This window comes from Oceanobacillus kapialis (assembly GCF_044790185.1).
Lineage (GTDB): Bacteria > Bacillota > Bacilli > Bacillales > Amphibacillaceae > Oceanobacillus_B > Oceanobacillus_B kapialis.
Map to the genome: position 1 here is coordinate 2601903 of NZ_CP085256.1, position 14226 is coordinate 2616128.

Consider the following 14226-nt stretch of genomic DNA (forward strand, 5'->3'; position numbering starts at 1 on the left):
GGAATCCACCCCCCTTTAATTGGCATTGCCATCTATTAAGAAGAAAGTGACTGTCCTTCTTCCAGATTCTTGGTTTCTTTTTTATTCTGTTTTTCAATTTCACCGAGTGTTCGCCAAATCGTAAGGCCTGAGTAGCAAAGCAACAAGATCCCTGGGATAAGCAGCAAAAATGCGCCATTTTGGGATTGTGCAAAATTAACCAAGTAACCGATGTAAGGAATGGTGAAACCCGTATATTCTGCTACAACATTTTGCGATAAAACAGGTTCTAAGTCTTCCGCGTTGTTGTTATCCCCTTTAGTGCGATACATCACTTGATCTCCACTCGTTAAAACTTCCGTGATGCGGTGGGTAATCAGTTTTTCTTCCTGGTCCATAAATGTAATGACATCTCCATCCGTGAACCTTGTCATATCTCCACCAGGTTTTACAGCGATTAAAGAGCCTGTTTGGATACCCGGTTCCATGGATCCAGATAGTACCGTTTTTAGCTGGTAACCTGCAATTTCAGGTTCTCCACCTGAAGCTTTAGAGGAAACAACGACGACTGCCATGACAATTAATACAGCAAACAAGAGATACGTGGTCAAACGGCTAACCCATTTTCTTACTAGCTTAAATGACATTTTATTCTCCCTCTTCCTCTTTTAAATCTTTTGGTTGATCTTCAGCACTTTCTTCTTTTCCATTACTTTGTTGCTCTTGCTTGGTTTGTACGTTGTCTTCTTCCTGCTCCTCAGAAGATTCTTCTTCCGTTGCTTTTTGCTCTTTAGCTTCCTGCTTTTCTGTTTCCGTTTCGCTTTTCTCTTCAGTTGGTGGCTCTTCTTTATTTTCCTTTTCAGGTTGTTGTTCTTTTTGATTGTCTTCTTTCTTATTAGTAGCTTCTTCCTGTTCAGAATTTGTATTAGAAGGAGGAGTTTCTTTCTTCTCCTCTACTTTTTCTTTTTCCAGTTTTTCTTTTACTTGCTTTTCCTTACAGTCGAGCTTTACTTTCTTGCTCCAAATCTCCTGTTTGCCCTCTGTTTCTTCTCCATATAATGGATGCTGATAGGTTTTAAAAATGTAAAAACCTTCCTGCTCTACGGTGTGAGTTAATGTAACCTTCTCCCCTTTTTCTAGAAGCGAAATTTCTCCACTACCTACTTTTTCTCCTGACTTTTTTGGGTTGCCTTTTTCAGAAAAGAATACTTCATAGATAGTTGGCTCCGTCATTTTTTCTCCATTGTTTTTCAGTTCGACAGTTAAAACTGCACCGGGACAAGAGTCTTTCCCTATTTTCGGTTTGCCTATAAAAGCCAACTCACTGCCATCCCACCATGTTCCTGCTTGAATAGTCTGCTCGTTTTCTTGTTTGGATACGAAATAGGCTCCTGTTCCGGAAGCGAGGTATCCGAGTGTAAAGATAGAAATATAACAAATCGCTGCAACCTTCCATAACGTCACAAATTGCTTGTATCTTCTAAATTTCCGCAACCGGCTCATTCGCAACATATTTCCCTCCATTCAACATTTCAACATGATGGATTGCTTTCGTAAATGTAGCGGTCTCCTGCTGCACTTACGGAAGCAATCTCTTTTCTTAATTATGTATGGAAGAAAGGCGGGGATTCCCGCCTTTCTAACTGATTTATTTTTCTTCGCCTTCTCCTTGGTATCCAGTGAAGTCCCATTTAAGCTCAAGAGAATCTCCTTGGAAGACGTTTTGATCTTCGCCATTATCAACGAATTCGAATTGAACATGTAATTGATCTTCATCGCCTGGCTCTAGCCCACCAAATTCTTCAAAATAAGGAACAAAAATTTCATTAGCTACCGCATCAGGAGTCATTTCCTTTAATTCAGAAAGAGTTGTAAAGAAGACAACTTGGTCAGGAGACAAAGGTCCTAGTAATGCTTTATCTTCATTCCAGAAGAAGTTAACACGGATATGATCACCAAAATCTACACCCTCGTTGTCGCCCGCTGCATCTGTTACTTCATAGGAAGTCTCAAGCAGTACTTCAGCGATTTCTAGTGATCCACCATTTCCAAGAGTGAACGAACGGTTCATCCAATCCCCAGGCTTAATGTTTTCTACATCAATGATTGTAGACGGGTTAGCATTAAGATCTAATGTACCTGCAGCAAACGTTCCATTTGTTTCTGCTGTATCACTAAAATAAGCAAATGTTCCTCCACCAACTAATGAAATACCAAGTGCTGCTGTTGCAATACCTAAACCTAATTTTTTCTTCATGCTCATAATAAAATTCCTCCTCTAATTTTTTACATATAGTGAGATACGTTCCGCTGCTGATCTCTGAAGAATTACATGTTCACTACCTTGATAAGCGTAAGGCCACTGCTTCCATCCTCTTCATATACAGCGAGCATCCCCCTTCCTATGTATACTTATCGTTCTTTTTATCTACATTTTTGTTTTATATAACGAACGATTACTTGCAGTATAGGTCATATTTCGTAGTTTGAAAAACTTCATATTCGGTCAATAATTCGATATATAGAACGTTTTGCTTTGTTTTTCTCGTTATATCTTTAAATAACTTACTTTTTTATTTTTATAACGAACTTTTTGTTCTTAATAAAGTAACTTTATTTAATATTGTACTGTTCTCTGCTCTTTAAAAAAATGATGGCTTTATATATACTAATAGTAAATAACGAACGCAAGGAGAATTGCCTATGAAAAAGCTCTCCCTTTTACTAATAGTTGCCGGTCTTGTTTTACTAGGTGTAGGTGGTTACCAGTGGTTCCATACAGCGCAGGCGCAAAAAAATAGTTTGGCAGAAGCCCAAGCTATGCTGGATGAAGGAGCCAAAGAATCTGACGAAACAGCGAGCGAACAACCAGCAGAAACGGCAGAAAGTTTTTCCCCTGAAATGGGTAATACGGCAGGGATCCTCCATATCCCACGGCTTGATGCAGAGTTACCGATTGTAGAAGGTACCGATGAAGACGAGCTTGAAAAAGGTGTAGGACATTACAGAGGAACAGCTTACCCAGGTCAGAACGATCAAATTGTTCTATCTGGGCATCGCGACACGGTGTTTCGCAGCATGGGAGAGCTAGAGCTTGGTGACCATCTAACCGTAAAAGTTCCTTATGGAAACTTTACATATGAAATAGTGGATACAAAAATTGTAGATGCTGATGATCGTACTGTTATTTCCCCTACGGCTCCTGAGGAAGTGTTGACATTAACGACTTGCTACCCTTTTTCTTTTGTTGGCAGTGCACCAGACCGTTATATTATTACAGCACTCCCAGTAGAAGCAGAAAAGTAATAGTCTCCGGTTTTAGACTTTCTATGAAAATTGCCCACTTAGAATACTTAATTGCTTCCCGCCTTTTTGTAATGGGGGCTTACAGCCAGGTTAAAGTAAATAAAAGGTAACTTGGATTTTCCCTTCCTTGTGGTCTTTTTTATTCCTGAATTCGTTGTTAAACGTGTTATAATAGACCTAGTTTACTAGATAGACATTTTTGGAGGGGGATCCGATGAAAAAGCTAACAGTAGCCGCAGCTGCTATCTTCATGATAGGGTTAGCTGGCTGTTCAAATGACGAAACAACACCAAATGAACGGTTTGATACGTATGTAAACCATTGGAGTGAGCAGGAATTTTCCGAAGCCTATGACATGGTAGCAACCGAGTCAGCAGAAGCTTATCCAACGGAAGAATACGTGGATCGCTATACTAAACTATACGAAGATCTTGGGATTTCTGACTTATCTATCTCCTTTACGGAATTAGGCGAAGAGGAGTTGGAAACAGCCATGGAGGAAGGGACGGCTACCATCCCATTTGAAGTAGAAATGGAGAGTATTGCAGGACCTATAGATTTCAGCTATGAAGCAACCCTTGTTCAACAAGGAGAAGAAGATGAAAAAAACTGGTATGTTCAGTGGGACCCCGGCTTTATTTTTCCAGAACTGAAAGATGGCGGGGAAATTAGTATTCAGACTGAAACCCCTACACGCGGGGAAATCCTTGATCGAAATCAAATGCCCCTTGCAATTAATGACACAATTAATGAAATTGGCGTAATTCCAGGAAAACTTGGCAGTAACCCAGAACAGAGTAAGCAAGAGCTTGCCGATCTTCTTGGTCTTTCCGTAGAGTCCATAAACGAGTCACTAAATGCATCATGGGTAGAGCCTGATCTATTTGTTCCACTTAAGAATGTTCCTTCATCAGAGGAAGAACTTCTTTCTCAATTATGGGAAATTAACGGAGTAGCCGGAAGAGAAGTTACCGGAAGAGTATACCCAGCTGGTGAAGCAGCAGGTCAATTAGTAGGCTATATTGGGGATATTACCGCTGAAGAGTTAGAGGAACAAGAACCAGGTGTGTATACCGCTAATGATGTTATTGGGAAAAGAGGTCTAGAAAGTCTTTATGAAGAACAACTTCGCGGAAAAAAAGGAACACGAATTGAAGTCGTAAAAGAAAATCAAGAGCCTGTAGTACTTGCAGAAACTCCTGTGCAAAATGGGGAGAATATTACAGTAACGATTGACGTCAATGTCCAAGAAAGCATCTTTAATTCCTTTGAAGAAGATGCCGGAACTGCTTCTGCTATAAACCCTAAAACCGGGGAAACCATTGCACTTGTAAGCAGCCCGTCATTTGACCCGAACCAAATTCTTTATGGTACGGATCCAAACCTGTGGGAGAATTTACAATCGAATGAACAGCAACCATTACTGAATCGTTTCTCAGCAACCTTTGCACCAGGGTCAGCCTTAAAACCGATCACATCTGCAATTGGTTTGAAAAATGGCAGCATTGATCCAAATGAAGGGTTGGAAATCGACGGCTTAACATGGAGCAATGGCCAAGGATGGGGAGAATATGCGGTTACCCGCGTATCAGAATCCAATGGCCCTGTCGATTTACAAGATGCCCTAGTCCGTTCTGATAACATTTACTTTGCCATGCAGGCAGTAAATATGGGAAGTGAAGCATACGTAAAAGGGCTAAAAGAATTTGGATTCGGGGAAGAACTACCTTATCCTTATCCATTCACAGCATCAAGTATTTCTTCTGATGGAAAGCTGGAAGATGAAGTACTGCTAGCCAATTCAAGCTATGGCCAAGGAGAACTGGAAATGAGCTCTTTACATCTTGCAACTGCTTATACTACCTTCTTAAATGAGGGGAATATGTTGAAACCAACCTTACTTGCTTCAGAAGAAACGGGGCAGGTTTGGAAAGAAAATCTACTTAATAGCGAACAAGCCGATTTGATGAAAGACTTGTTACGTGATGTTGCAGAGTCAGGAACGCCTTCCCGGTATACTGCTGATTCAGAAGTGGAGCTTTCCGGTAAGACAGGAACAGCAGAGCTAAAACTGACAGCAGAGGGTTCAGGAGAGGAAAACGGCTGGTTTGTTGGCTATCCTACACAAGAAAGTGAACAAGACTTGTTAATCGCAATGATGGTACAAAACGTAAAAGAAAAAGGCGGAAGTGTTTATACAACAGAAAAAGTAGTGAATGTGTTTAATGAGTTGAAGTAAAACACTAAAAGAGCTGAACGGACTTTTAATCTCCGTTCAGCTCTTTTTATATCCTTCTAACTTATTTATTGCTTATACTGCATATAAACTACCTGTGTTACAAGGAAATCTTCTACACCGTGCTTGCCGTCGGTTCCGCCAAGTCCGGATTTACGCATACCTGCATGGTAACCTTGCACGGCTTCAAAGTTCTCTCTATTTACATACGTTTCACCGAATTTCAAATGGTTTACGACATGCATTGCTTCATGTACATTATCGGTATAAACAGAAGAAGAGAGACCGTATTCTGTATCATTTCCCATTTGAATTGCATCGTCTAACTCATTATAGGTAACAATTGGTACAACGGGCCCAAAAATTTCTTCTTTAATTATCTCGGAATCATGTTTCACATTTTTTAAAATTGTTGGCTGTAGGAAAAAGCCTTTCTCGTTATCTGCCCGTTCGCCGCCTGTCACTACTTCTGCGCCTTCTTGAATGGCTGTTTGCATCATTTCCTCTACTGATTCTAATCTTTCTTTACTAACAAGTGGACCCATTCCAGCTTGTTTATTTTCTCGAGGATTGTCTACTGTAACAGCTTCAAAGGACTCTTTAAGTTTTTGAGTGAACGCTTCTGCTACATCTTCCTGTACATAAATTCGTTCCGCATTCGTACAGGCTTGCCCATTATTCGCCAATCTTGAAGTGGTGATATGCTCCACTGCTAAGTCCAGATCAGCGTTTTTTGTAACGATAGCAGGTGCTTTGCCACCAAGTTCCAAATTAACCTTGGTGATGCTTTGGGCAGCTGCTTCCATTACCTTCGTACCTGCATTGACACTACCTGTCATGGATACCATCGCTACATCAGGGTGGGATGCCAAGGCATTTCCTAGTGTAGAACCTTTACCAGTAACAAGGTTGTAAACACCTGCTGGAATATCTTCCATTTCATCGATTAGCTTTGTAAACTCCACTGCTGTATTAGGGGTTTTTTGACTAGGTTTCAGAACGATCGTACAGCCAGTGACAAGGGCTGTCGCAACCTTCCTTGCTAAAATAAACATTGGAAAGTTCCATGGGACAATCCCGCCAATTACGCCAATTGGCTTTTTGTATAGGAAGATATTTTCATTTGGTCTGTCACTCGGAATAATATCTCCTTCAATTCTGCGGGCCCAGCCTGACATGTATTTAAAGTAATCGATCGCCATATCAATTTCGCCGTTAGCCAAGTCATAGTCTTTCCCTTGTTCTTCTTGTAAGAGATCAACAAACTTACTTTTATTTTCTTCTATTTTTTCACCTAGTTTACGTACGATTTCTCCACGTTCAATAGCTGGTGTATGCTCCCAGCCATACTGTGCATCGGAAGCGGCTTTTACTGCCTTATTTACATCTTCTTCTGTTCCGCTTGCTATTTTAGAAATAACCTGTTCAGTTGCAGGGTTTAGAACATCAATCGTCTCGGTTGCAGTTGATTCTACGTATTTCCCATTTATATACATAGGATGGGTTTGCACAATAATGCCTCCTTCATGGTATTCTACTTTTCTCTTCCACCACTAGGAGCCTATAAAACATCTATGTAACCTTTAACAACTTATAACATTTTAAGCAAAGAATAAAATGTCTCCTCATCCCGCTCATCCAGGGCTTTATCGATAGATCTTCTAATATTGTCCATTTCGAGCTGGGCTATCAGAATATCAATCTCTTCGTACCCATGATGATGAATATATTTATTAGCAGAGTAAGGTTCAATAAAACCCTGTAAATGGATTAATAAATCACTACTGAATAAAAGTTCATACATGGAAATTCGTTTTACTTTTTTTCCATGTTGAAAAACAAAAATGGCATCCTTATTTTCAACTTCCCCGGTTTCACGATTCACATGGATGGCTGTAGCTTCCGCCGGCAAATAGTGGTACTCTACTCCATTTAGCATGACAACCAGTCCACCAACGGCCAACTTAATATAAATGGTATCCGTACTTAATCCGATACGAACAGGCAAAAAAGACTTAATGATGACCATAGCTTCCCTTCACACCCTATCACTCTATTGTTCATTAAAAAGAACGTTTTTTTCTATTATAATCCATTTCTCCTAGTTACTAAAGCCTATTTTGTATATTTTTTGTAATAAAGTGAAATTTCATTTGGCCGGGGTTTCCCTTCCTCCCCACCAAATGTTAGTTGAACGAATCGAACCTCTACTGACAGTTGGTCCCCCACTTAGAATGCTTGATTTCTTCCCGCTTTCTTGAAGGGGGCTTACTGCCAGTTAAGGTGGGATAAATAACAATTTTCTATTGACTCGTAACGATTAAAATGAGTCATGAACGAATAAAGTAATTACAGAGTTATTTTTATTTAAAAATAGCCGAACATACCCAGGTCTTTTAAAAAACTGGATAAGTCCGGCTACTTTTTAATCAGTACGCTTCTTACTCTATTTCCTGCTCAGTAAACACTCGTGATCTAGTAAGAAACCTTTTCCCTTCAGGTCCTTCAAGGGAAAACATTCCTCCCCGGCCATCAACAGCATCAATAATGAGCTGGGTATGCTTCCAATACTCATATTGATCCTTAGAAATGTAGAATGGCATGCCACCAATCTCACCGAGCAAAAGATCTGAATCTCCTACCCGAAACTCTCCTTTCTGATAACACATCGGAGAGCTCCCATCACAGCATCCACCTGATTGATGGAACATTAAATCCCCATGTACATCCTGTAATGTCCGAATTAGCTCTAAGGCCTCCTCTGTAGCAACAACCTTTTCTGCCACATCGCTCATCCTTCCTTTAGCTAATATCTTTAAAATAATCCTGCTGGCTGTTCACTATAGTTAATTAACAGATTCTTCGTCTGCTGGTAATGGCCTAGCATCATGAGGTGATTTTCTCTGCCAATTCCAGATTTCTTATAACCACCAAATGCCGCATGGGCAGGGTATTGATGATAACAATTCGTCCACACACGTCCGGCTTCAATTGCTCTACCAAAACGATAAGCTGTATTTATATTTCTTGTCCAAACTCCTGCGCCAAGTCCATATAACGTATCGTTTGCGATACGAAGCGCCTCTTCATGGTCCTTGAAGGTTGTTACAGAAAGAACTGGTCCAAAAATCTCTTCTTGGAAAATACGCATGTTGTTATTCCCTTTAAAAATGGTAGGCTCTACATAATAACCGCTTTCCAGTTCGCCTTCTAATTTATTTATATTTCCCCCTGTAAGCACCTCTGCCCCTTCTTGTTTCCCAATATCTAAGTAAGACTTTATCTTTTCCATCTGTTCCTGTGATGCTTGTGCCCCCATCATGGTCTCTGTATCAAGTGGATGCCCAATTTTAATTTGTTTCACCCGTTCAACCGCCCGTTCCATAAACGCTTCATAGACTGATTCATGAATGAGCGCTCTTGAAGGACAAGTACATACTTCACCTTGGTTTAATGCAAACATTACTAGACCCTCAATTGCTTTATCAAGAAACCCGTCATCCCTATCTAACACATCTTCGAAGAATATGTTCGGAGATTTTCCACCTAATTCTAAGGTAACTGGGATGATATTTTCCGATGCATATTGCATAATTAATCTCCCAGTAGTTGTCTCACCAGTAAAGGCTATTTTCGCAATTCGACTGCTGGAAGCTAATGGTTTACCTGCCTCCACCCCAAATCCATTTACGATGTTTAACACACCAGGCGGTAATAAATCCCCGATAAGTTCAAGAAGAACATGTATGGATGCTGGTGTTTGTTCAGCAGGCTTCAATACAACGCAATTTCCAGCAGCAAGAGCTGGTGCTAATTTCCATGTAGCCATTAAGATGGGAAAGTTCCAGGGAATAATTTGACCGACAACCCCTAATGGTTCATGAAAATGGTATGCTACTGTATCATTGTCAATCTGGCTAATTCCGCCTTCTTGAGCACGTATTACGCCTGCAAAGTAACGAAAGTGATCTACCGCTAATGGCATATCAGCAGCAAGTGTCTCTCTTACCGCTTTCCCGTTATCCCAAGTTTCAGCGACAGCTAACATTTCTAGATTTTCTTCAATTCGATCGGCAATTTTGTTTAAGATAACTGCCCTCTCTGCAACAGATGTTTCACCCCAGGCTTTTTTGGCAGCATGAGCAGCGTCAAGAGCGGCCTCTACATCTTCTTTAGTAGAACGGGATATTTCACAGAATGCTTTGCCTGTAACCGGACTAACATTCTCAAAATATTTCCCGTTTACTGGTGCACGATATTCCCCGCCAATGTAATTGTCGTACCTTTCTTTAAACTGTACTAAAGCTCCTTCTGTATTCGGGTTAGCATACCTCATCCTCTTCACTCCTTCTATTGTAATCGCTTACAAATTAGATGAAAAACAAGGTGACCTTCTACTGCTTACTATAACAATTTATTCAGAATCATACAAATATTATGTTTGATTAACCTGTGTTTCTTCTTCGGGTAGTAGACCCTCAAACTCTCCACTAAAAAAGACCCTCTGAGTTACATCAACTCGGAGGGTCTATTCTAAGGACAAACTCACTATTTGCCTCTATTCACTTTACTATGAGAGATACGCGTTCATGTTACTTTACTTCTGGAAGTATACGTACTTCTTGTTCCATGGAAGATTTACAAAGTGGACATTCCGGCTCCTGTTCAAAACTATAACTTTCCCTCATCCAACCTTGACAATCATCGCTGGTACAAGACCACACATTTGTTTCGACTTCTGGAACTGGTTCCTTAGGTCCGCGAGAAAATGACATGGCGGCATCTCCTTTCCTGTTACCCTTCTATTATACTCCTTTCTTTTAAACAAAGAAAGGCTATCCGCTAATTAAGATTCTAACCAATACCGATCTTAATTCCTAATTAGCGTTATTTACCATTCTTAATAGTATAATCACGTACAAGCTAAATTATACCGAAAAGGAGAGGATTACAGAGCAAAACGTTGTATCGCTTTGGCTACACCGTCTTGATTGTTTGTATCTGTCACAAAATCAGCTGCTTGTTTAATAGCATCCTGAGCATTGCCCATCGCAACACCAATTCCTGCCTCTTGAATCATTTTCATATCATTGAGGCTATCGCCCACTGCCATAATATTGTCCATGCTAAGATCTAATTTTTCACAGACAAGTTTTAGTGCGCTTGCTTTGCTAACCCCTTTAGGATTTGCCTCCACATTAGTTGGAAGCGAATTCGTTAATTCTAAATCATCCATATATGAGAGCTCTTTTACCATTATATCAAGCTTATCCTTATCAAATGACTCACAACCAAATTTCAACCAATCATGGGCATAGAAATCTTCCGGAGGTGTTTGACGATATACTCCATCTGTTGAAATCATCCACATGTTTACCCCGGTTTCAACACCAAGGTTCCACAGTTTTTCCATTTTAGCTGGATCCATTAAGTGTTGGTCGACAAGCTCTTTGTTTACGGTCCAAATTTCCCCGCCGTTTGCTGTTACGAGATAAGAGGTAAGCTTCAGTAATTCTGCATAAGGATAGCAGGAATTCAACCAGCGACCTGTGCTCAGCACGACATGAATACCATTCTCCATTGCCTTTGCAATGACTTCCTGTGTATAAGGGGTTACTTCATGTTCACTGTTTAGTAATGTTCCATCCATGTCTAGTGCAATAAGTTTAACTTCTGGTTTTTCTTTCATTTGTCATCCCTCCAGTTTTTCTTGTCTATCTTCTAATAATACCTTCTTGTCATATAGACTTGTTGTGATAAAAGGAATTATAAGTAAGCCTAATAGAATAATAAATAACAATTCAATATTATATACATCAACGATAAAACCACCTAGTACAGGCCCGAGCATCCTTCCAGCTGCAGCAATACTATTGACAATACCTTGATAGAACCCTTCCCTACCTCTTGGGGCAAGTTCGTTTGCTAAAGTAGGCACTGCTGGCCAAACAAGCATCTCACCAACAGTTAAGATGACCATAGCTACAGCAAACATCGCAAAGGTTTCGGAGAACATGGCAATAAGGTAAGAAACAATAAAAATGCTATTCCCCATAAAAATATGTACCTTCTGGGAAGTAATTCTCCCTGCAATCCATTTTATCAAAGGTTGCCCAATAACGATAAGAAAACCATTTATTGCCCATAACGAGCTATACTGCTCTAACGGGATCCCGATATCCTGGGTGTGTGATGCAATAGTTGATTGCCATTGACTATAGCCAATCCAAGCTATAAGGAAGCCGCTACATAATACAAATAATGCAATAAATGCAGTCTTGCTTTGTATTTTTGCCCGCTGCTGTAAAATCGATGTATGCATTTGCCTGTCTTTCTCTTTGTCCAGGTTTCGAAAGGTAAACAACACAATTATGAAGTACCCTACGAAGACTGACGCGTTAGAAAGGAAAATATAATCAAATGAAATGCTGGCAATATAACCTCCTAAAGTCGCTCCAAGTGCCACCCCAAAGTTTTGGGCAACATATATTGCGTTAAATGCCCTTCTTCCCCCTTCAGGCCAAATCGATCCAGCCATCGCAAACATGACCGGCCAAGTGATACCAGATCCGAACCCAATTAACACGAGAAAGATAGAATAGAAAATAATACTATCATGTGTAAAAGCAAGTAACACGGACGAAACAACCGCCAGTCCAGTACCCGCTAAAATGGTTTTGTAGGCACTAAATTTATCAAATAGATAGCCGCCAATTAGATTTCCTACAATCGAAGCCCCCTGGTTAAACATTAAAATGAACCCAGCAAAAGCTAAGCTTTTACCGAGCTCATTATGCATATAAATGGTATTGAGCGGCCATAAAAAAGAGGCGCCTGTAACATTAATCGCCGTGGCTATGACCAGCAGCCAAATATATTTAGGCATCTTTATCATCTCGCAATCTCTATTATGTACCACGCTATTTTAATACAATTTTCCTACCGTGGCAATTGCGATTCCCAACTACATGAAAACTTAATAAAGTGAACGTTCATTGATGAAGGAGTTCCCTTCCTCCCCCCTAATGTTAGTTGGTCGAATTGGAGCTTTACTGGCAGTTGATCCAGAAATGTTTGATTGCTTCCCGGGTCTTCCTATCCGTTAAGGTTGGATTATATACGTCCTTAAAGGGTTTCGATCGCAATTTTCACTGCTTTTAATAGGTCTTCCTCAGACCAGCTTGGCATTGGTTTTTCCACAGCAAGAGCATGCGAAGCTGGAATATGAATAAACCCTGAAGGTGTCTCCAGTCCATGTTGTTTAGCATAATGAAGACCATGATACATCACATTATTACAAAGATAGGCTCCCGCGGTATTAGAAATCTTGGCTGGTAGCTTCTCTTCCTTTAATCGTGCCACCATTTCTTTAAGTGGCAATGTAGAAAAGTATCCATCTGGGCCCTCTTCAAAAATAGCTTCTCCATCCGGCCTGTGTCCCTCATTATCTACAGGGCCATCATTACAATTAATGGCGATTCTCTCTGGTGTAATGCAGTTTCTGCCTGCAGCCAGCCCTAATGAAATCACCGCATCTGGCTTATGTCTTTCAATTAACTCGATGAGCTGTTTTCCAGATTGTTTAAAGTCCACTGTAAGGACTTCTCCTATAATATTATAGTCATTAATTTTCTCCCCGTCTAAAGCCTGAGCAATAGAAGTTGTTGGATTAATTGGAAATTCTAAAAAAGGTTCAAATCCTGTTAAAAGTAAATTTTTCATTATCATTTCCTTCTCTCTCTCGTTTGTTGAAATTGTTCTAGGTTTCGAAAAAATTGAGCTGCTTTAATAGCTTTTTCTTCTGCCTTTTGTACCGAAATTTGTTTGAAGTGTAGCTCCCCACCTGGGATAAGCTGGGCAACCTTTGGAAGGTCTGTCGAAATGACTGTGCCGATCCGCGGGTATCCACCCGTTGTTTGTCTGTCCGCCATTAAAATAATTGGCTCCCCATTGCTTGTTATCTGAATAGCCCCAAAAGGGATCCCATCTGACCACACCTTCACCTTCTCAGGCTTGATTGCTGCTCCCTCCAGTCGGTAACCCATTCGATTCGAATTAGCTGCCACCTTAAATGGAACAGTGAAAAACGTATCTCTAGCTTCGTTTGTAAAATAATCCGTGTGAGGACCTTCGATGACAGATACACTTACCTTCCTGGAGTAATCAGGGATGAAGGAGGTTGCCAAACCAGTACCGGCAATTGCCTTGTTCGGATATCCCTTGATGATATCGTCTTTTTCCAAAGGTTGTCCAAAGCCACTATTTCGGTCAACAGCACTACTGCCAAAATACGTTGGGGCAGCAAATCCTCCAGATACTGCCAAATACGCCCTGACACCAGATTGATGCTTACCAAACGCAAGCTCATCTCCGGGTTCAATTTTTACCGTTTTCCACATTGCGATTGGCCTCCCATTAACCTGAGGACTAAGATTCGCACCTGTGATCACGATTGTCATGGTTGTTTTCGCCACTAGTTTAGGGCCTATTAAGGTCACTTCCAAGCATGGGCTTGTTCGATCATTTCCTAAAAGAATATTCGCAACCTGCAAGGAATAGTGATCCATGGCTCCTGATACTGGTACCCCATACTGTTGATAGCCATAACGCCCCATGTCCTGGAAGATTGTTTGAACCCCTGGTTTGATCACATGAAAGAGTTCTTGCTGTGCCACATTGCTGCCTCCTTTCTTTGTTCACAGATG

14 protein-coding genes are annotated in these 14226 nt (G+C 40.6%); 2 read left to right on the plus strand and 12 right to left on the minus strand.

Translation table 11 applies throughout. The features are described 5' to 3' along the window. Positions 1-35: 35 nt before the first annotated feature. The 3 genes from sipW to LG273_RS13605 all read right to left on the minus strand — a co-directional run bounded on the left by sipW (position 36) and on the right by LG273_RS13605 (position 2242). A complete protein-coding gene (sipW, locus tag LG273_RS13595) occupies positions 36-626 on the minus strand; it encodes a signal peptidase I SipW (protein ID WP_404454371.1) in 591 nt (196 codons plus the stop codon). A gap of 1 nt (position 627) precedes the next feature. After that, on the minus strand, positions 628-1491 hold the full coding sequence (tapA, locus tag LG273_RS13600) for an amyloid fiber anchoring/assembly protein TapA (protein WP_404454374.1): 864 nt from the start codon (positions 1489-1491) through the stop codon (positions 628-630). A 136-nt stretch (positions 1492-1627) separates the two neighbouring features. Further along, entirely contained in the window at positions 1628-2242 is a 615-nt protein-coding gene (locus LG273_RS13605) for a TasA family protein (protein ID WP_404454377.1), read from the minus strand. 440 nt (positions 2243-2682) lie between these two features. On the opposite strand from LG273_RS13605, the gene LG273_RS13610 reads away from it, so the two are divergent. Both LG273_RS13610 and LG273_RS13615 read left to right on the plus strand, forming a co-directional pair. Continuing rightward, entirely contained in the window at positions 2683-3285 is a 603-nt protein-coding gene (locus tag LG273_RS13610; RefSeq protein ID WP_404454380.1) for a class D sortase, read from the plus strand. Between the two features lie 214 nt (positions 3286-3499). Continuing rightward, entirely contained in the window at positions 3500-5524 is a 2025-nt protein-coding gene (locus LG273_RS13615; protein ID WP_404454382.1) for a penicillin-binding transpeptidase domain-containing protein, read from the plus strand. Between the two features lie 65 nt (positions 5525-5589). Here LG273_RS13615 and aldA read toward each other — a convergent pair whose 3' ends face one another. The 9 genes from aldA to LG273_RS13660 all read right to left on the minus strand — a co-directional run bounded on the left by aldA (position 5590) and on the right by LG273_RS13660 (position 14196). Continuing rightward, positions 5590-7032: an aldehyde dehydrogenase gene (gene aldA / locus LG273_RS13620; RefSeq protein WP_404454384.1), complete on the minus strand. Its 1443-nt coding sequence runs from the start codon at positions 7030-7032 to the stop codon at positions 5590-5592. Positions 7033-7112: 80 nt separating this feature from the next. Beyond that, the gene (locus tag LG273_RS13625) at positions 7113-7550 is read right to left on the minus strand and encodes an IDEAL domain-containing protein (protein ID WP_404454387.1); all 438 of its coding nucleotides are present in this window, start codon (positions 7548-7550) and stop codon (positions 7113-7115) included. Between the two features lie 412 nt (positions 7551-7962). Continuing rightward, complete coding sequence (locus LG273_RS13630; RefSeq protein ID WP_404454389.1) at positions 7963-8307, minus strand: DUF779 domain-containing protein; 345 nt, start codon at positions 8305-8307, stop codon at positions 7963-7965. A gap of 29 nt (positions 8308-8336) precedes the next feature. After that, on the minus strand, positions 8337-9857 hold the full coding sequence (adh, locus tag LG273_RS13635) for an aldehyde dehydrogenase (protein ID WP_404454392.1): 1521 nt from the start codon (positions 9855-9857) through the stop codon (positions 8337-8339). Positions 9858-10113: 256 nt separating this feature from the next. Then, positions 10114-10296 carry a cold-shock protein gene (locus LG273_RS13640; RefSeq protein ID WP_379561963.1) on the minus strand — a complete coding sequence of 61 codons (183 nt, stop codon included), beginning with the start codon at positions 10294-10296 and terminating at the stop codon, positions 10114-10116. A gap of 173 nt (positions 10297-10469) precedes the next feature. Then, positions 10470-11210 carry a Cof-type HAD-IIB family hydrolase gene (locus tag LG273_RS13645; protein ID WP_379561964.1) on the minus strand — a complete coding sequence of 247 codons (741 nt, stop codon included), beginning with the start codon at positions 11208-11210 and terminating at the stop codon, positions 10470-10472. 3 nt (positions 11211-11213) lie between these two features. Further along, positions 11214-12407, minus strand: coding sequence for an MDR family MFS transporter (locus tag LG273_RS13650; RefSeq protein WP_404454396.1), 1194 nt, complete (start codon positions 12405-12407; stop codon positions 11214-11216). Between the two features lie 239 nt (positions 12408-12646). After that, complete coding sequence (locus LG273_RS13655; RefSeq protein WP_404454399.1) at positions 12647-13243, minus strand: pyroglutamyl-peptidase I; 597 nt, start codon at positions 13241-13243, stop codon at positions 12647-12649. 2 nt (positions 13244-13245) lie between these two features. Then, positions 13246-14196 (minus strand): biotin-dependent carboxyltransferase family protein, encoded by a 951-nt coding sequence (locus LG273_RS13660; RefSeq protein ID WP_404454401.1) that lies wholly within the window; start codon positions 14194-14196, stop codon positions 13246-13248. Positions 14197-14226: the final 30 nt, after the last annotated feature.

Bases quoted from the DNA above. Each gene is read 5' to 3' on its own strand.
- LG273_RS13615 (WP_404454382.1), top strand. From the start codon at position 3,500: ATGAAAAAGCTAACAGTAGCCGCAGCTGCTATCTTCATGATAGGGTTA.
- LG273_RS13605 (WP_404454377.1), bottom strand. From the start codon at position 2,242: ATGAGCATGAAGAAAAAATTAGGTTTAGGTATTGCAACAGCAGCACTT.
- adh (WP_404454392.1), bottom strand. From the start codon at position 9,857: ATGAGGTATGCTAACCCGAATACAGAAGGAGCTTTAGTACAGTTTAAA.
- LG273_RS13625 (WP_404454387.1), bottom strand. From the start codon at position 7,550: ATGGTCATCATTAAGTCTTTTTTGCCTGTTCGTATCGGATTAAGTACG.
- LG273_RS13655 (WP_404454399.1), bottom strand. From the start codon at position 13,243: ATGAAAAATTTACTTTTAACAGGATTTGAACCTTTTTTAGAATTTCCA.
- sipW (WP_404454371.1), bottom strand. From the start codon at position 626: ATGTCATTTAAGCTAGTAAGAAAATGGGTTAGCCGTTTGACCACGTAT.
- LG273_RS13650 (WP_404454396.1), bottom strand. From the start codon at position 12,407: ATGCCTAAATATATTTGGCTGCTGGTCATAGCCACGGCGATTAATGTT.
- LG273_RS13645 (WP_379561964.1), bottom strand. From the start codon at position 11,210: ATGAAAGAAAAACCAGAAGTTAAACTTATTGCACTAGACATGGATGGA.
- LG273_RS13610 (WP_404454380.1), top strand. From the start codon at position 2,683: ATGAAAAAGCTCTCCCTTTTACTAATAGTTGCCGGTCTTGTTTTACTA.
- tapA (WP_404454374.1), bottom strand. From the start codon at position 1,491: ATGTTGCGAATGAGCCGGTTGCGGAAATTTAGAAGATACAAGCAATTT.
- LG273_RS13640 (WP_379561963.1), bottom strand. From the start codon at position 10,296: ATGTCATTTTCTCGCGGACCTAAGGAACCAGTTCCAGAAGTCGAAACA.